This is a genomic window from Nocardia sp. NPDC005746 (genome assembly GCF_040630785.1).
Lineage (GTDB): Bacteria > Actinomycetota > Actinomycetes > Mycobacteriales > Mycobacteriaceae > Nocardia.
This window is the reverse complement of the sequence record NZ_JBEXYE010000024.1, coordinates 41,045-57,539: the sequence shown is the minus strand read 5'-3', so window position 1 is coordinate 57,539 and position 16,495 is coordinate 41,045. Positions and strand designations below refer to the sequence as shown.

At 69.2% G+C, this 16,495-nt stretch carries 17 protein-coding genes; 9 read left to right on the top strand and 8 right to left on the bottom strand.

The features are described from left to right. Nucleotides 1-31 precede the first annotated feature (31 nt). Nucleotides 32-682, bottom strand: coding sequence for a TetR/AcrR family transcriptional regulator (locus ABZ412_RS31700; RefSeq protein WP_357287619.1), 651 nt, complete (start codon nucleotides 680-682; stop codon nucleotides 32-34). Between the two features lie 120 nt (nucleotides 683-802). On the opposite strand from ABZ412_RS31700, the gene ABZ412_RS31695 reads away from it, so the two are divergent. Together ABZ412_RS31695 and ABZ412_RS31690 are read left to right on the top strand one after the other, a co-directional pair. After that, the gene (locus ABZ412_RS31695; protein ID WP_357287617.1) at nucleotides 803-2,089 is read left to right on the top strand and encodes an oxygenase MpaB family protein; all 1,287 of its coding nucleotides are present in this window, start codon (nucleotides 803-805) and stop codon (nucleotides 2,087-2,089) included. Nucleotides 2,090-2,102: 13 nt separating this feature from the next. Then, complete coding sequence (locus ABZ412_RS31690) at nucleotides 2,103-3,167, top strand: lipocalin-like domain-containing protein (protein WP_357287615.1); 1,065 nt, start codon at nucleotides 2,103-2,105, stop codon at nucleotides 3,165-3,167. 31 nt (nucleotides 3,168-3,198) lie between these two features. Here ABZ412_RS31690 and ABZ412_RS31685 read toward each other — a convergent pair whose 3' ends face one another. The 4 genes from ABZ412_RS31685 to mptB form a co-directional block, all read right to left on the bottom strand. Beyond that, nucleotides 3,199-4,134, bottom strand: coding sequence for a heme A synthase (locus ABZ412_RS31685; protein WP_357287701.1), 936 nt, complete (start codon nucleotides 4,132-4,134; stop codon nucleotides 3,199-3,201). 138 nt (nucleotides 4,135-4,272) lie between these two features. After that, on the bottom strand, nucleotides 4,273-5,055 hold the full coding sequence (locus ABZ412_RS31680) for an ABC transporter permease (protein WP_357287613.1): 783 nt from the start codon (nucleotides 5,053-5,055) through the stop codon (nucleotides 4,273-4,275). Then, nucleotides 5,052-5,984 (bottom strand): ABC transporter ATP-binding protein, encoded by a 933-nt coding sequence (locus tag ABZ412_RS31675; RefSeq protein ID WP_357287611.1) that lies wholly within the window; start codon nucleotides 5,982-5,984, stop codon nucleotides 5,052-5,054. The genes ABZ412_RS31680 and ABZ412_RS31675 overlap by 4 nt, the downstream gene beginning before the upstream one ends. Then, on the bottom strand, nucleotides 5,981-7,663 hold the full coding sequence (gene mptB / locus ABZ412_RS31670) for a polyprenol phosphomannose-dependent alpha 1,6 mannosyltransferase MptB (protein WP_357287607.1): 1,683 nt from the start codon (nucleotides 7,661-7,663) through the stop codon (nucleotides 5,981-5,983). Before mptB ends, ABZ412_RS31675 begins: the two co-directional genes overlap by 4 nt. Before the next feature lie 165 nt (nucleotides 7,664-7,828). Here mptB and ABZ412_RS31665 point away from each other — a divergent pair, with 165 nt between their 5' ends. The 5 genes from ABZ412_RS31665 (at nucleotide 7,829) to ABZ412_RS31645 (ending at nucleotide 11,714) form a co-directional block, all read left to right on the top strand. Next, complete coding sequence (locus ABZ412_RS31665) at nucleotides 7,829-9,982, top strand: MMPL family transporter (protein WP_357287605.1); 2,154 nt, start codon at nucleotides 7,829-7,831, stop codon at nucleotides 9,980-9,982. 118 nt (nucleotides 9,983-10,100) lie between these two features. Then, nucleotides 10,101-10,370: a metal-sensitive transcriptional regulator gene (locus ABZ412_RS31660; RefSeq protein ID WP_357287602.1), complete on the top strand. Its 270-nt coding sequence runs from the start codon at nucleotides 10,101-10,103 to the stop codon at nucleotides 10,368-10,370. Nucleotides 10,371-10,394: 24 nt separating this feature from the next. Next, a complete protein-coding gene (locus ABZ412_RS31655; protein WP_357287599.1) occupies nucleotides 10,395-10,631 on the top strand; it encodes a DUF2892 domain-containing protein in 237 nt (78 codons plus the stop codon). After that, nucleotides 10,631-11,026 carry a DUF302 domain-containing protein gene (locus tag ABZ412_RS31650; protein WP_357287597.1) on the top strand — a complete coding sequence of 132 codons (396 nt, stop codon included), beginning with the start codon at nucleotides 10,631-10,633 and terminating at the stop codon, nucleotides 11,024-11,026. Before ABZ412_RS31655 ends, ABZ412_RS31650 begins: the two co-directional genes overlap by 1 nt. A gap of 94 nt (nucleotides 11,027-11,120) precedes the next feature. Further along, a complete protein-coding gene (locus tag ABZ412_RS31645; RefSeq protein WP_357287594.1) occupies nucleotides 11,121-11,714 on the top strand; it encodes a TetR/AcrR family transcriptional regulator in 594 nt (197 codons plus the stop codon). Nucleotides 11,715-11,726: 12 nt separating this feature from the next. Here ABZ412_RS31645 and ABZ412_RS31640 read toward each other — a convergent pair whose 3' ends face one another. Then, nucleotides 11,727-12,623, bottom strand: a complete 897-nt coding sequence (locus tag ABZ412_RS31640; RefSeq protein WP_357287591.1) for a sigma-70 family RNA polymerase sigma factor — start codon at nucleotides 12,621-12,623, stop codon at nucleotides 11,727-11,729. A 29-nt stretch (nucleotides 12,624-12,652) separates the two neighbouring features. On the opposite strand from ABZ412_RS31640, the gene ABZ412_RS31635 reads away from it, so the two are divergent. Then, nucleotides 12,653-13,090, top strand: a complete 438-nt coding sequence (locus ABZ412_RS31635; RefSeq protein WP_357287588.1) for a DoxX family protein — start codon at nucleotides 12,653-12,655, stop codon at nucleotides 13,088-13,090. Between the two features lie 73 nt (nucleotides 13,091-13,163). Next, nucleotides 13,164-14,906 carry a pyruvate dehydrogenase gene (locus ABZ412_RS31630; RefSeq protein WP_357287586.1) on the top strand — a complete coding sequence of 581 codons (1,743 nt, stop codon included), beginning with the start codon at nucleotides 13,164-13,166 and terminating at the stop codon, nucleotides 14,904-14,906. 13 nt (nucleotides 14,907-14,919) lie between these two features. On the opposite strand, the gene ABZ412_RS31625 is transcribed toward ABZ412_RS31630, so the two are convergent. Both ABZ412_RS31625 and ABZ412_RS31620 read right to left on the bottom strand, forming a co-directional pair. Beyond that, entirely contained in the window at nucleotides 14,920-15,933 is a 1,014-nt protein-coding gene (locus ABZ412_RS31625; protein WP_357287583.1) for an LLM class flavin-dependent oxidoreductase, read from the bottom strand. A gap of 152 nt (nucleotides 15,934-16,085) precedes the next feature. Then, complete coding sequence (locus ABZ412_RS31620) at nucleotides 16,086-16,421, bottom strand: NAD(P)H-binding protein (protein ID WP_357287580.1); 336 nt, start codon at nucleotides 16,419-16,421, stop codon at nucleotides 16,086-16,088. Nucleotides 16,422-16,495: the final 74 nt, after the last annotated feature.

The following is a 16,495-nucleotide window of genomic DNA, read 5'->3' as shown; positions in this document are numbered from 1 at the left end:
GGGTGCGGATGAACGTCGACGAGCCGATCGCTCAGCTCCGTTCGGGTGCGGTGAGCAGCGCCAGGACCGTGTTGATCTGTTCGGGTGTCGGGGTCGGCAGGCTGTCGTGGCCGTGGATGAAACCGATGCCCAGATAGACCATGGCGCCCGCGCGCAGCCGGGCGGCTTCGGGGTCGAAACCGAGTTCGGCCAGGGCGGATTGGATGACCTGGAAGATTCGGCGGTCCAGCTCACGCACGCCGTCGGCGACCTGCGGGCGGGTCCGTGACCACTCGCGCACCGTGGCCTCGACCAGCCAGTTACGTTCCACGAGCAGCGCGCCCATCGCTTCGATGCGCTGTTCCACCGGAATCGAGTCGACCGCGGCGAGGTCGGCGATCACCCGGCCCTGGGTGGTGATCCAGTGGTCGGCCATGGCTTCCTCGAGCCGGCCGATGTCGTCGAAATGCCAGTAGAAGCTGCCCTTGGTGACCCCGAGCTCCGCGCACAGGCGCGGAATGCGCAGCGCGGCCGGTCCTTCGCGGGCCAGCAGGGCGAGTGCGCCGTCCACCCAGTCCTCGTAGGAGAGCCGTGGGGCGCGGCGGCCTCCGGCGCGTGCGGTGGTCGCCGAATCGCGTTGCTGCGTTTCGGCCTTCCTGGACCTGCGTGGTGTGGCGGCCGCGCGCGGTGGCTCGGCGGTCATCGGGGCCTGTTCATGATCTGCACTCCTCGATCGTAGAAGGCGGATTCCATACTTCAGGGTACCGGTTCCATACTTCGGAGTATGGTGTGATTCGTTCAGGATCGGATCGAAAGGATCCCCATGTCGGTGGACACTCCCTTACCTCCCACTGCTGACCAGTCCGTTCCGCCGCGCTGCCCGACCGCCTTCCGCTATTGGGAGGGCCGGAACACGCCCGCCGCCAAGCGTTTCGAACGCGTTCTCACCGCGCTCACCGGCAGCGGGCCGTTCCCCACCGACGCGCAGGCGAGCGCATTGTGCGAGGACCTGTTCACCGGTGACCCGGTCGCCGAACGCTTCGTGGCAGAGGTGGTGCACGGCGAGGCCGGGCCGTGGGCCGGGCGCGCCCTGCTCGATACCGCGCTCACGTCCGGCCTCGAGGCGGTGCCCGACGCGCCCGCGGCCATGCGGGAGCTGTTCGCCGAGTTCGACACTCGCCCCGCCTGGCTGGACCCGGACCTGGTGGAGCAGGGCGCGGCCATCTGGCGGCGGTGGGGCACGATGCTGTTCAGCTTCGCCGGGGCCGAGACCCTGGAGATGTACACCGAGGCCGCCGTCGCCACCCCGCTCTCACTGGCCGGCGGATACGCCGGGGACAGCGCGCTGCGGCGTTTCCTCGAGACCTGCCGCTTCTGGATCGACGTCTCCCAGCCGGGGGCGCTGCTGACCCCCGGGTCCGCCGGCCGCGCCACCGCGATGAAGGTCCGGGTCATGCACGTCTCGGTGCGGGCCCGCGTCGCCGGGCATCCGGAGTGGGACACGCAACGGTGGGGGTTGCCGATCAGCCAGACCTACCAGCTGCTGACTCTGCTCGGCGGCAGCGTCACCCCGGCCCTGGGCCTGTGGCTGCTCGGCTATCAGACCACGCCCTCGGAAATCCGTGCGCTCCTGCATTTCCAGCGCTACCTGGGCCATCTGCTCGGCGTGCGGGTGCGCTGGTATCCCGAGTCGATCGCCGACGGCCTGCGGGTGCTGGCCATGACGATCGTCGCCAGATCCTACGATGCCGGAGCCCACGGCGCGGAGCTGATCGAATCGTATCCGGCGGCGTTCGCACCGCGTGCGAATCAGCATGGGCTGCAACGTGTGCGCGCCGCCTACGGCTACCGGATCAACTCCGTCTACGCGGCGATGTACATGGCCCCCGGCACCCGACGCCGCTACCGCATGCCCGCGGTGTTCCCGTGGATTCTGGTGCCGGTGGCGCGGTTTCCGCTGATCACCGCGATGGAAGTGGCGCGGCGGACCTGCCCGCCGTTCGCGCGGCTGCACGAGCGGGTCATGGTGCGCCACCGCGAGAACTGGTACCGCGCCCAAATGCTGGGCCGGGAAGCGCAATTCGACGCCACCGGCGCGTTGCGGCGCTGAAAGGAGCCGGACAGTGACGAGTATCGGGATCACCGAGGTCTGGAACGGACCGGGACGTCGCGACGGCGTCCTCACGACCGTCGAACCCCACCACAACGGATGGCATCCATCGCCGAGCCGAATGGCGTTCGAGCACTGGTACTTCGACGCGCAACTGGACAGCGGCCACGTCGTCGTCGGCTTCCTCATCAAACGCCGCCCGGAGGACCTGCCGTGGGCGCGGCCCTGGGTCGAATTGATCGTCTACACGCCCGACGGCGACCGGCTGCAGACGTCCAAGCGGTATTCGCCCGCGGCGACCAGCTTTTCGGCCGACCGGTGCGATGTGCGCATCGGCGACAATCGCGCCTGGTCGGAGGTCGCCGCCGATGGGCTGCCCAGGCATCATGTGCGCCTGGCGGAAGAAGGCCTGGCCTTCGAACTGACCTTCGAGAACGAGACGCCCGCGTGGATGCCGGGCAAGGGCGAGACTCGCTTCGCCGGTGGCGAGAGCTTCGGGTGGATGGTCGGCGCACCGCGTGCAAGAGTGCACGGCACGCTGGAAATCGATGGGCGACGGTCGACGGTGACCGGCCGCGGCTACGCCGACCACAACTGGGGCACCGGCGATATGAAACGCATCATCGATCGCTGGCATTGGGGTCGGCTCTACACCGACGACTACTCGCTGCTGTACGCGCAGGTTCTGACCCAGCCCAGGCAGGGCTCGCACGCCATCGCGCCGTTGATGCTCGCGTGTCAGGACGAAGTTGTGTTGTCCACGGGCGAGGCGGTTCTCACCGAGGGGCCGAAACGCCACGACCCGATCGCCGGGCGCGACTATCCGGAATGGATCGAGCTGCGCGTACCGGACCAGCTGGATTTACGTCTCACCGTCGACGCGGTCATTCACGCTCACGACCTGCTCGACGATGTCCCGGTCGTGCGATCGCGTGCCCTGCGCCCACTCCTGCACAGGCTGATCGGCCACCCGGCCTACTTCCGGTTCCGGTCTACCTTCGAGTTGACCGTCCACGACGGCGCCGCGCCCTACCGCGAATCCGGTACGACGCTGCACGAACTGGTCGCCCTGCACTGAACCGCGCGGCAAGTGGCCGAGATTGCGAGACCTACACGGCGCTCTGACCCGCCGGCATCGGCGCCGAGGCGGGTAGCGGTTCGCGGGTGCGCATCGCCGCCCACAGGGCGGCGGTGGCCGCGATGCAGGCAGCGGCGCCGCCCACGTGGACGACGACCAGCACGGCGGGCACGTGGGTGAAGTACTGGACGATGCCGACCAACGCCTGCGCGCACACCAGCGCGATCACCAGGATCATCCGCTGACGAAGGGTCTTGTTCATACCGATCGCTGCCAGCCCGCACGCCAGGCCGACCAGCAACGCGAGATAGGCGACGAGAAGTTCGGCGTGCAGGTGCACCAGGGTCACGATCTCGACCTGGAGCCGCTCGACCTGTCGCTCGGCACTCTTGTCACCCGCGTGCGGGCCCGCGCCCGTGACCAGCGTGCCCGCGATCAGGGTGGCGGTCATCGCGACACCGCTCAGTGCGGTGAGCAGCCGCAGCGGCCGGGGCACTCGCACGGTGTCGATGCCGTCGTCGGGTTCGCCGACCTTGGCCCACAGCAGCGTGGCCAGCCACACCATCAACATCGACGCCAGCAGGTGCACCGCGACCGTCCACCACAGCAGCCCGGTGCGCACGGTGATACCGCCGATCACCGCCTGCAGCACGGTGCCGCCCGGCATCAGCCACGCGTAGATCTGCACCTCACGCCGCCGTCGTGCCCGAGTGACCGCGAGCACGATCGCCGCGGCGGCCAGCGACACCACGAAAGTCAGCATGCGATTGCTGAATTCGACGACCTGATGCACCACCGGCACCTCGGCCACCGCGGTCGGCACGAAGCTGCCGGGGAAGCATTGCGGCCAGGTGGGGCAGCCCAGGCCCGACGCGGTGACGCGGACGACCGCACCGGTCACCGAGATTCCGGCCTGGGACAGGATGACCAGGAAGGCGATGAGCCGCTGCACCCGCAGGGAGGGCATCGGGAACAGGTCGGCAAGTCGCTGGAAGGCGCGAGACAGCACGCACCGATGGTAGCGGGGGCGTATTTCGCCCCGTCACCCGCCCTACTACAACGTGTCGTTAAACACCCGGTCGCGGACCGGGTTTCGCCGCCCGTCTCAGTCGAACTTGAAGAACCGGGTGGCCAGCCACCCCGCGAGACCACCCCAGCCCGCGAGCACCGCCAGCCCGTACCAGTCGACGCTGGTGCGCATCGCCCGATCCAGACACTCCGACAGCGCCCCGGACGGAATGATCCGCGCGATCACGCTCACCGCGCGCGGCAGATCGTCGGACATGAACACCAGGCTCGCGGTCCCGAGCATCACGAACCACAGGATGTTGGCCAGCGCCAGCACCACCTCGGCCTTGAGCGTCCCGCCCAGCAGCAGCCCCAGCGCCGCGAAGGTCGCGGTCCCGAGCCCGATCACCACCGCGCCCAGCAGCAGCCCGCCCAGCGACGGCCGCCAGCCCAGCGCGGCCCCGATGCCGCCCAGCAGGATCGACTGCAACACCACCACGATCAGCACCGCCGAGCACTTGCCCGCGACGATGCCCCACCGCGGCAGGGGAGTCGCCCCGAGCCGCTTCAACGCGCCGTATCGGCGATCGAAGCCGACCGCGATGGCCTGCCCGGTGAACGCGGTCGACATGATCGCCACCATCATCACCGCGGGCACGACCCGATCCACCCGATGCTCGCCCAGTCCGCTGACCGGCAGCAGCGTCAGCCCGATCAGCAGCGTGATCGGAATGAACATGGTGAGCAGCAGCTGTTCCCCGTTGCGCAGCAACAGGATCAGTTCCATGCGCGTCTGCGCCGCCAGCATCTTCGCGCGCGTGGTCGGCTGCGGGGCGGGGGAGAAGGTGCCCGCCGCGAATCGGTTCTCGGTCTCGGTCACCCGCGCAGCTCCCGCCCGGTCAGTTCGAGGAACACGTCTTCCAGCCGGCGCTGGTCGATGCGAATGTCGGTGGGCAGCACGTCGATTCGCGCGCACCACGCGGTCATGGTGGCCAGCACCTGCGGGGTGATGTCGCCTTGCAGCAGGTAGGAGCCGGGCGCGGTCTCGCGCGGGGTGAACCCTTCCGGCAGCGCGGCTTCCAGCAGCGACAGGTCGAGTTTCGGGGGCGCGGTGAACGCCAGCCGCCCTTCGGCGCCGTGCGAGGTGACCTCGGCGGGCGTGCCCTGGGCGACGACCCGTCCGTGGTCGATGATGACGAGCTGGTCGGCGAGCTGTTCGGCCTCGTCCATCATGTGCGTGGTGAGCAGGACGCTGACCCCGTCGCGGCGCAGCGCGTCGATGAGCTCCCACACCAGATGCCGCGCCTGCGCGTCCAGTCCGGCGGTCGGCTCGTCGAGGAACACGATCTCGGGCCGCCCGACCAGCGCGCACGCCAACGCGAGCCGCTGCTGCTGCCCGCCTGATAGTCGCCGATACGGCGTCCGGCGAGCGTCCTTGAGCCCGAGCGTGTCCAGCAGCCAGGCCGGGTCGAGCGGATTCGCGGAGTAGGACGCGACGAGATCGAGCATCTCCCCGGCCTTGGACCCCGGATACGCCCCGCCGCCCTGCAGCATCACCCCGATGCGCGGTCGCAGCTGATCGGAGTCGGCGATCGGGTCGAGCCCCAGCACCCGCACGCTCCCGGCATCGGGCGACACGAACCCCTCGCACATCTCGGTGGTGGTCGTCTTGCCCGCCCCGTTGGGTCCGAGCAGGGCCAGCACCTGCGCGCGTTCGATGTCGAAGCTGATGCCGTCGACCGCGGTGGTCTCGCCGTAGCGTTTCACGACGCCGTCGACGCGTACGGCGGGTCCGGATGCTGCGGTCACGAGGACACACCGTAAGGCGTGGGCTGCTGTGACCGAGCCGACACCCCCGGCTGATTGCGCCACGGCAGCACATTTCGGGTGAGGAAGATCAGGGAGCCGCCGACGATCAGGGTGGCGATGGCCGATTCGACGATCTGGAAGACGTAGAAGTCGGCGCCGCGCGGCATCACCATCACCGAGACGATCACCGACAGGACGACCGCGGGGACCCGGAAGGCGGGGCGGTTGGCCCACGCGGCGAGGGGGACGATCGCCCACAGCAGGTACCAGGGTTGAACGACCGGGAACAGCAGCACGATCGCGCCGAGTGAAACGCCCAGTGCGCCGATCGGATTCAAGCGTCCTGTCCAGGCGGCGATGAGCATGCGCAACGTCACGAAGCCCGCGACGGATTCGGCGATGGGCCGGGTGATGTCGAGCAGCGCGGTGGTGTGGTCGCCGAGCCCGAGCAGCACCCCGCCGAATCCGGTGATGATCCCGATCGCCGTTGGCAACGACAGGTAGCTGCGCACTGCGGTTGCGGTGCCTACGGTATTGACCCACCCGAACCCCAGACCGCTGGCGAAACTCACGAACAGTGTCGTAACCAGCGCGACCGAGCCGAGTACCGCACCCGCGAGCAGCACCTGTTTGAGTCCACGCCCCCAGCGCCGGGCCAGCGCCATGCCCACGAACCCGAGGCACACCAGCGAGGTGATCTTCACCGCCGACGACAGCGTGATCACCACGGTGCCGAATATCAGCAGCGCCCACGCCCGCCGATCGAATTCCGGTGAGTCGTCGATGGCTCGCAGGCAGAACTCCAGGCCCGCCAGCATCAGCCCGAGCATGAGCGCGTCATTGTGCACCCCGCCGACCAGGTGGAACAGCACCAGCGGATTGGCTGCGCCCAGCCACAGCGCGCTCACCGGCGCGACCCCGCACCGGCGCGAGAGCCGCGGCAGCGCCCACACGATCAATGCGACGCCCGCCAGCGCGAGCGCCCGGTGCAGCCACACCCCGAGCACGATGTTGTCGCCGGTGATCTGCGCGATCCCGCGACCCATCCAGAGGAACAGCGGCCCGTAGGGCGCGGCGGTGGAGCGCCAGATATTGGGCACGTTGTTGGTCAGCACATTGTCGAGCCCGAGCCCGTCGACCGGTCCCACCGAATAGGGGTCCAGGCCGCGGTTCGCGATCTCGCTCTGCGCCAGATACGAATACACGTCATTGCTGAACATGGGCGGCGCGACGCTGAGCGGAATGATCCACAGCAGCAGCGTCCGATCCATCTGCGAGCGGCTGAGCCGGTGCCGCGGATCCCCGCCCCACCCGCCGACCGCGAAGCGTCCCAGCAGCAGCCACGCCATGATCACCAGGACGGTGCCGATCATGCACATGGCCAGCGTGGAGGTGCCGGCGCGGGCGAAGAAGCCGAGTACCCGCAGCCCGGAGGTCGGGTTCTGATGCACCGGCTGCGCGCCGACGCCGAGCGCCGAAATCGCCATGATGACCGCGCCGGTCGCCCCGAGCAGCCGGATTCGCATCAGCTGCAGGGTTTCTCGCCGGTCCAGGCCGGGCACGTCGTGGTCGACGCTGTGCAGCACGGCGACGGTGTGATCGGCGGCAGGGACGTCCAGGCCCAGGGCCCGGCGTCCGATATCGATGACTCTGCGCCCCGCGCCTTCCGCTACCGCCACAGGACCGAAGCCTAGTCCGGAGCCGCGGGTCGGACGCCGATCGCATGGCCATAGCGGGGGGTCGAGGGTGTGCCCGGTAGTTGCCATCGGTCACACCCGCTTGCTTCTGATACCCCTGGGGGTATAGTCGTGCCATACCCCTGGGGGTATGGAAGGGAGTCTCAGATGCGAAGTACGACAGTCGGCGTCGCCGACGCTTCTCCGAGCACGGCCGCCCCCGGCGGTCTCCTGGGCCGCCTCGGTGCGGTCATGGCCGACCACGCCCGCTGGGTGTTCGGTTTCTGGCTGATTCTGTCGGTGGCGCTCGGCGCGGCCGCGCCGTCGGTGTTCGACTCCCTCGCGGGTGCGGGCTGGCAGGCCGACGGCTCCGAATCCGTGCAGGTCCGCGACCTCGCGCAGGAACACTTCGGTGGCAACTCGGCTGCGGCCGTGCAGGTGGTGATCCACTCCGATACCGCGACCATGGACAGCCGTGACGCACAGCGCCTGGTCACCGACATCACGGCGATCCTGCAGGCGGACAGCCGTTTCGGCGCGATCGTCGCACCCACGCCCGGCCAATCGGTGAGCCGCGACGGCCACACCGGCATCCTGCTGGCGGGCGCGAACGCGAGCACCGACGATATGGTCACCGCGGTCACCGACCTCGGCCCGAAGCTGAAGAACATCTCCGCCGAGGGCTTCGACATCTACCCGACCGGCTCCTCCGCGCTGTGGAGCGACTTCAACAAGGCCAACCACGACGCGATGATGAAGGCCGAGATGTTCTCCTGGCCGGTCACTCTGGCGATCATGGTGCTGGCCTTCGGCTCCCTGGTGGCCGCCGGTCTGCCGCTGCTGCTGACCCTCACCGGCCTCGTCGCCTCCGCGGGCGGGCTGGTCCTGCTCAACCAGATCACGCCGATCTCGGTGTGGGCCATGAACTTCGCCATGATGTTCGCCCTGGCCCTGGGCATCGACTACGCGTTGTTCCTGGTCTCGCGCTTCCGTGACGCGATCCGCGGCGACACCCCACCGCGCACCGCGGTGGCGGTCACCATGGCCACCGCGGGCAAGGCGGTCCTGCTCTCCGGCCTGACCGTGCTGGTCAGCCTGTCGGCCGTGCTGGTGGTGCCCGCGCCCGCCGTGCGCACCATGGCGGTCGGCATCATGTTCGCGGTCTCATTCGTCCTGCTGGCGACGCTGACCCTGCTGCCCGCCGTGCTGGGCGCACTGGGCAAGCGGGTGAACGCGGGCTCGCTGCCGTATGTGGCGCGCCAGCAGCATCGTTCGCCGGTCTTCGCCAAGTGGGGCCAGCTGCTGCACCGCCACCCGTGGCCGTTCGCCATCGGTTCGCTGCTGGTGCTGATCGCGCTCGCGATTCCGGTGACGAGCCTGAAGGTGGCCATGCCCTCGATTCAGGTGGTGCCCGCGGATTCGTCCGTGCGCCAGGGCTACGAGCTGGTGCAGCGCGAATTCGGGCTGGGCGCTCCGGGCATGCTGCAGATCGTGGCCCCGGCCTCCGACGCCGCCGATGTCACGCGAATCGCGGCCTCGGAGAGCCGGATCGGTATGGTCTCGCCGCCACAGCCCGCGGGCGACGGCAGTGGACTGGTTCTGATCCAGGCGACTCCGACCGTCGATCCCTCGGATCCGGCCATGGGCGACATCGTCGACTCCCTGCGCACGGCTCTCCCGGCCGACGCGTTGGTCGGTGGCGCGGTCGCCGAGAATCTGGACCTGCAAAAGGCCCTGAACGACTACCTGCCTTTGGTCGTCGGCATCATCCTGGTGCTGGGCTTCCTGCTGCTCCTGGTCGCCCTGCGCGCACCGCTCATCGCGCTGCTCGGCGCGGGTGTCAGCCTGCTGTCCACCGCGGCCGCGTTCGGCGTGGCGAAGCTGGTGTTCCAGGACGGCCATGGCGCGAGCCTGCTCGGCTTCACCCCGCAGGGTTTCCTGGACGGCTGGGGCCCGGTGTTCTTCTTCGCCATGATCTTCGCGATCGCCATGGATTACACGGTCTTCCTGCTGGCCACGGCGAAGGAGCATTACGAGCGCTCGGGTGATCCCGCGGTGGCCCATATCGACGGCATCGCGCATTCGGGCCGGGTGATCGCGGCCGCGGCGGCGGTCATGGTGGCGGTGTTCTTCACCTTCGCCCTGGCCGATCCGCTGCCGCCGAAGGAGATGGGCATCATCCTCGGCGTGGCCGTGCTGCTGGACGCCGTGCTGATCCGCTTGATCCTGCTGCCGGTGCTGTTGCGTCTGACGGGGCACGCCGCCTGGTGGTCGCCGCGCTGGTTGCGCAAGGTGCTGCCGGATATCAGCTTCGCGCACTGAGATATCGGCGTCGCGCACCGAACGGTGGGGGCCGTGGGAAAACGGTGAGCCTGCTCTCACGGCCCTCACATACCCCCAGGGGTATGATGGAGTCATCGAACTCAGGGAAGGAACCCTCATGATCGGCGACGAAGACAGCATCGCACTGGTCCTCAACCGCCTGCGCCGCGCACACGGCCAGCTCGCGGGCGTGATCTCCATGATCGAGCAGGGCCGCGACTGCAAGGACGTGGTCACCCAGCTCGCCGCGGTCTCGCGGGCGCTGGACCGCGCGGGCTTCAAGATCGTCGCCACCGGTCTGCGCGACTGCCTGACCGGCGAACAGGCCGAGGGTTCGGAGCCGATGACGATCGAGGAACTGGAGAAACTCTTCCTGGCGCTCGCCTGACGCCGGGATCGAAAGGAAGTCATGATGACCGCGACCCGCCGCTGGACCATCGACCGCATCGTGCCGGTCCTGGCCGCAACCATGGTGCTGCTCAGCATCGCGCTGGTGCTCGCGTTCTCGCCCTGGTGGCTGCTGCTGACCACGTTCGTGGCGGCCAACCTGCTGCTCTACGGGTTCGCCGGCTGGTGCCCGGTGACCCTGCTCCTGCGACGCCTGGGGGTGCCCCGGACGGGCAGCCCCGCAATGGAAAGGACCGCGTGATGACCCTCGCCCTGTCGACCACCCTCTACACCGATTTCGCCACCGCGGTGGAGCGCACCCGGAAGGCCCTGTCCGAGCAGGGTTTCGGCATCCTCACCGAGATCGACGTCACCGCCACCATGAAGCAGAAGCTCGACGCCGACCTGGAGAATTACCTCATCCTCGGCGCCTGCAACCCGCCGCTGGCCCACGCCGCCCTCGAGGTCGACCGCCAGATCGGGCTGCTGCTGCCGTGCAATGTGATTGTGCGCGATGACCGTTCACGCGCGGGCGCGGTGCTCGTCGAAGCCATGGACCCGCAGCTGATGGTGCAGGTCGCGGGCGATCCCGGGCTGAAGGAGGTGGCCGACACCGCCGCCGCCAAGCTCGGTGCCGCCATCGCCGCCCTGGGCTGATCCCGCCCGGATCCGGGCCGCTCACGCCCGGTTGCTCCACTGCCCGAACACGATTCGCCCTGCCGGTGTCGGACCCCGCTCATACTCTGGATGGATGGTGTCCGATTCGAAACGGCGAATCGAGGCGGCCGCGGCCGGGTTGCTAGCCCGGCACGGCTACCACGGATTCGGGCTGAAGAAGTTGAGCGAGGCGGCGGGGCTGCCGTATGGGTCGATCTACCACCACTTTCCGGGCGGCAAGGAGGAGATCGCGGTCGCGGCCATCACCGGCACGGGGGTGCTGTTCGGCCGCATGATCCGGCAGGCGCCCGGCGATGTGTTCGACACCGCGGCAACGCTGTTCGATTTCATGGCCGGGAGGCTGGACGAGACCGACTGGACCACCGGCTGTCCGGTCGGCACGCCTGCCCTGGACGGTGGCAGCGATGTCGAATCGGTGCGCACGGCGTGTGTTTCGGCATTCGACGCCATGACGCGCGGTTTCGCCGAACTGCTGATCGAACTGGGGCTGGAGCCGGGGGAGGCGCGGGGGTTGGCCACCACGGTGGTCGCGGCCTACGAGGGCGCGACCATCCTGGCCCGGGTGCGGCGCACCGACGAGCCGCTGCACACGGTGTCGGAGGCCATGGCCCGGCTGCTGCGCCTGAGTCTCGCCGAAGCCGTTGCCGTCGAGGCGCATTCACCCTGAGTGCGGTTCCCATCAAGCGGTGAAATCGGGCACCGTCAGCCGCAGGCGGGCCAAGACCTCCGGCTCGGCGATCACGTCGATGGCGGTGATCCGCTCGGCGGCGATGGTGAAGACCATGACCTCCGGCGATTCGCCGTGCGACACCACGAGCGCGCCCGGCCGCCCGTCGATCAGAATGATCGCCGAGAACTCCTCGCGCCGCGCGAAACCGGCCGCCAGCCGGGCCACCACATGCGTGCCCTGTGTGGTGACCGGCACGGATCCGGGCGCGGCCACCCGATCGGCGGACACCATGATCTCCGGATCCAGCACGGTCAGCGCCGCCTCGATGTCTCCGGCCCGGACCGCGGCCAGGAAGGCCCGCACGATCCGGTCCTCCCGCAGCGCCTCGGGCCGCAGCCCGTCGCCGTCGTCGAGCACTCGGCGCCGGGCTCGGCCGGCCAGCAGTCGCGCCGCGTTCGGTGTCCGGTCCAGGATCTCGCCGATCTCGTAGAACGGCACCGCGAACATGTCGTGCAGGACGAACGCGACCCGTTCGGCGGGCGGCAGTCGCCGCAGCAGCACCAGTACCGCCCGTTCCAGTTCGTCGGTGAGAATCGCCCGGTCCTCCGGGGTTTCCAGGATCGCGGCCTCGGGAAACGGCTCCGGCGCGCCGGGCCCGAGCGGGAACCGGTCGTCGACCCGGCGGCCGCGCAGCACGTCCAGGCAGATCCGGGAGAGCGCGGTGGTGAGCCAGCCGTCCAGATTGCGGATGGTGTCGATATCGGTGCGGCTCAAGCGCATCCACGTGTCCTGCACCGCGTCCTCGGCCTCGCCGGACGCGCCGAGCATCCGGAAGGCCTGGGCGGTCAGGCGGGCCCGCCGCCGCTCGAATCGGGCTGCGGGGGGTCCGGAGTCGCTGACCGACATATTTCGTGCTCGCCGAACGTCGCGGTGACATGACTACACACACCATCGTCACACGAATCGTTCCCTACCGCGCCCTCCTCTACTGGACCTCGACCGTGCTGGTCGCCGCCGAACTGGCGGTGGGCGGCTGGTGGGATGTCGCCCGGATCGCGACTGTTCGCGAGGTCGTGGCGGCCCTGGGCTATCCGACCTATTTCCTGGTCATCCTGGGCGTCTGGAAGCTGCTGGGCGCGGTGGCGCTCCTGGCCCCGCGGCTGCCACTGGTGAAGGAGTGGGCCTACGCCGGGACCTTCTTCGTCTATTCGGGAGCCATCGCCTCGCACCTGACCACCGGGGAGAAGCTCATCGAGGTGCCGATCCTGCTCGTCATGGCCACGCTGACCGCCGTCTCCTGGGCGACCCGTCCCGCCGATCGCCGATTCGTCAATGCCGAGCCTGCGGAAACGGATGCGTCAGCAACTATCTAGCTACCAGAAGGCCTGAATTCGGTTACAGTGACTTTCGATCATGCTCGGTCCCGGCACGGCGAACGGAGCGATGATGGGCCGCAACTCGGTTGCCAGTCAATTGGTGGACGCCCTCGTCGCCGCCGGAGTCCAACGGGTGTACGGCCTGGTCGGCGACAGTCTGAACCCGTTCGTCGACGCGCTGCGCCGCACCGAGGGCATCGACTGGGTGCACTGCCACAACGAGGAGAGCGCCGCCTTCGCCGCGGGCGCGGAATCGGTCCTCACCGGACGCCTCGCCGCCTGCGCGGCCAGCTGCGGACCCGGCAACACCCACCTCATCCAGGGCCTCTACGACGCGCACCGCAATGGCGCCTCGGTGCTGGCAATCGCCTCGCACATCCCGAGCCACGAGATCGGCACCGGCTTCTTCCAGGAGACCCATCCCGAACGACTCTTCGTGGAATGCAGCCACTTCTGCGAAATGGTGAGCACCCCGGCCCAGATGCCGCGCCTGGCCACCATCGCCATGCAGACCGCTCTGGGCCGTCATGGCGTCTCGGTCCTGGTCGTCCCGGGTGACGTGTTGAGCGCGGACGCCGAGAACCGTGGCCGCCCCTCGGATCTGGTGACGTCCGCGGCCACCGTGGTCCCGCCCGCCGAACAGGTGGACCGTCTCGCCGAAGCCGTCAATGACGCCGACACCGTCGCGCTGTTCGCGGGCGCGGGTGTGCGCGGCGCGCACCGGCAGGTCATGGCCCTGGCCGAGCGGCTGCACGCCCCGATCGGCCACGCCCTCGGCGGCAAGGAATGGATCCAGTTCGACAATCCCTACGACGTCGGCATGAGCGGCCTGCTCGGGTACGGCGCGGCCTACGAGGCCACCCACGAAGCGGATCTGCTGATCCTGCTCGGCACCGACTTCCCCTACGACACCTTCCTGCCGCAGGACGGCCGGGTCGCCCAGATCGACCGTGACCCCGCCCGCATCGGCCGCCGGACGATCGTCGACGTCGCCGTGCACGGCGACGTGGCCGCGACCATCGACGCGGTACTGCCACTGCTGCACCAGAAACCGAGTCGCGCCTTCCTCGACGACATGCTGCGCCGCCACGCCTCTTCCCTCGAGAGTGTGGTCGACGCCTACACCCACGACATCGACCACCACACGCCCATCCACCCCGAGTACGTGGCGTCGCTGATCGACGAAATCGCCGACAGTGACGCGGTTTTCACCGTCGATACCGGCATGTGCAATGTCTGGGCCGCCCGCTATCTGACCCCCAACGGCCGCCGCCGCATCATCGGCTCCTGGCGGCACGGCACCATGGCCAACGCGCTGCCGCACGCGATCGGCGCGCAGTCGGCTTTCCCGGGGCGGCAGGTGATCTCGCTGTCCGGCGACGGCGGCCTGGCCATGCTGATGGGGGAGTTGCTGACGGTCTGGCGGCACCGGCTGCCGGTGAAGATCGTGGTGTTCGACAACTCCACCCTGGGCATGGTGAAACTCGAGATGCTCGTCGACGGCCTGCCCGACTACGGCACCGATCAGGAGCCGGTGAACTACGCCGATATCGCCGCGGCCGTGGGCATGCCGGCGATCCGGGTCACCGATCCCGCCCAGGTGCGCGGCGCGCTGGCCAAGGCGTTCGCCGAACCCGGACCGATGCTGGTCGACGTCGTCACCGACCCGAACGCGCTGTCGCTGCCGCCGAAGATCGATGCGGCGCAGGTGAAGGGCTTCGCCCTGGCCGCCGGGAAGATCGTGCTGGCGGGCGGAGTCGGGCGCATGGTCGAGATGGCCCGCTCCAACCTCCGCAATATCCCGCGCCCCTGACGCGGCGCTCCGATCAGCTTCGGGGCGTGACGGATTCGCGGGCGGCCACGGCCGCGCCGGTGAGCTCCACCGACCGCACCCGATCCTCGATGCCCTGTGCGTGGTGGGCGAGAATCAGCTCGTCGGCGTCGATCCCGGCCGCGAATTCCTCGAGGTAGTCGACGACGTCGTCGGGCGTGCCCACCGCGGTATAGGTGGTCATCGCCGCCAGGTGACGGCCGTTGGGCGAGGCCAGGAACGCGTCGATCTCCTCGTCGGAGAAGTCCATGCCCGCCGCGCCGCGCTTGATGAAGGCCCGCGTGCGCGCCCGATAGGAGATGGTCTTCTGCTCCTCGGCCGCCTCCCGATCCGCGGCGGCGAACACGTTCGCGCCCGCCATCACATACGGCTCGGCCAACTGCTCCGAAGGGCGGAACCGCTCCCGATACTCGGTGACCGCCTGGTGCAGCGCGTCCGGCGCGAAGTGCGAGGCGAACGCGTACGGCAGTCCCAGATGCGCGGCCAGCTGCGCCCCGAACAGCGACGACCCCAGAATATAGAGCGGCACAACGCCTTCCGCCCGCGGCACCGCCTGCACCCCCGGAATCCGGCTCTTGCCGGTGAGGAACCCCTGCAATTCGAGCACGTCCTGCGGGAAGGTATCCGCCGAGGACGGATTGCGCCGCAGCGCCCGCATGGTCTCCTGATCACTGCCCGGCGCCCGCCCCAGCCCCAGGTCGATCCGTCCCGGATACAGCGATTCGAGCGTCCCGAACTGCTCGGCGATCACCAGCGGCGAGTGATTGGGCAGCATGACCCCGCCCGCGCCGAGCCGGATGCTGTCGGTGTGCGCCGCCACGTACCCGATGAGCACGCTGGTCGCACTCGAGGCGATCGACTTCATATTGTGGTGCTCCGCGTACCAGACCCGCCGATACCCACTGCGTTCCGCCGCCCGCGCCAGCGCCACGCTGTGCTGGAAGCTGTCGCGCGCGGTCTGCCCGGGCGCGACCGTCGCCAGGTCGAGGATGGATACGGCGAAGGGCATGCTGGCACCGGCTTTCGTGGATCGGCTGTTCGTCGGACGGCGGGCAGGGTGCGCCCGCCTCTCAGTACTAATTCGATCGGCGTCGAACTTATGCCCGTCCGCCGAATCTCTCGTGCCCGCGCCCCGACCCGCGCCGGCAAGCGACCGGTCGGCTACCGGAATTCCGCCGCGTGCTCCACGGCCCAGTCCCGGATATCGCGGGCCGGTCTTCCAGTGAGGTCGGAGACCAGCCGCCGATCCGGTCCGCTCAACGCCCGCACGGCGCGTTCGGCGTTCTCGGTGTCGTGGAACGGCCAGATGAGTAGGACGGACTCGACCCCGCCGGTGGCCGCCGCCGGCGAGCCCGGATCGGCCAGATCGCCGCGCACCACGTTCACCTCCGGCGGAAGCCCGGCGGCTGCCGGATCCCGGACCAGGGCCCGGGTCCGCATACCCGCCACTGTCAGATCCGCGACGACTTTTCGGCCGACATTTCCCGTCCCGCCCACTACGAGCACACTGTTCACACCGTCCAGAACCCCTCATGACCGGCCCTGATTTCCGAATTGCCGGGATGTATATG

Bases quoted from the DNA above. Each gene is read 5' to 3' on its own strand.
- ABZ412_RS31630 (WP_357287586.1), top strand. From the start codon at position 13,164: ATGGGCCGCAACTCGGTTGCCAGTCAATTGGTGGACGCCCTCGTCGCC.
- ABZ412_RS31665 (WP_357287605.1), top strand. From the start codon at position 7,829: ATGCGAAGTACGACAGTCGGCGTCGCCGACGCTTCTCCGAGCACGGCC.
- ABZ412_RS31700 (WP_357287619.1), bottom strand. From the start codon at position 682: ATGACCGCCGAGCCACCGCGCGCGGCCGCCACACCACGCAGGTCCAGG.
- ABZ412_RS31645 (WP_357287594.1), top strand. From the start codon at position 11,121: ATGGTGTCCGATTCGAAACGGCGAATCGAGGCGGCCGCGGCCGGGTTG.
- ABZ412_RS31625 (WP_357287583.1), bottom strand. From the start codon at position 15,933: ATGCCCTTCGCCGTATCCATCCTCGACCTGGCGACGGTCGCGCCCGGG.
- ABZ412_RS31640 (WP_357287591.1), bottom strand. From the start codon at position 12,623: ATGTCGGTCAGCGACTCCGGACCCCCCGCAGCCCGATTCGAGCGGCGG.
- ABZ412_RS31650 (WP_357287597.1), top strand. From the start codon at position 10,631: ATGACCCTCGCCCTGTCGACCACCCTCTACACCGATTTCGCCACCGCG.
- ABZ412_RS31635 (WP_357287588.1), top strand. From the start codon at position 12,653: ATGACTACACACACCATCGTCACACGAATCGTTCCCTACCGCGCCCTC.
- ABZ412_RS31695 (WP_357287617.1), top strand. From the start codon at position 803: ATGTCGGTGGACACTCCCTTACCTCCCACTGCTGACCAGTCCGTTCCG.
- ABZ412_RS31660 (WP_357287602.1), top strand. From the start codon at position 10,101: ATGATCGGCGACGAAGACAGCATCGCACTGGTCCTCAACCGCCTGCGC.
- ABZ412_RS31685 (WP_357287701.1), bottom strand. From the start codon at position 4,134: ATGCCCTCCCTGCGGGTGCAGCGGCTCATCGCCTTCCTGGTCATCCTG.
- ABZ412_RS31655 (WP_357287599.1), top strand. From the start codon at position 10,395: ATGACCGCGACCCGCCGCTGGACCATCGACCGCATCGTGCCGGTCCTG.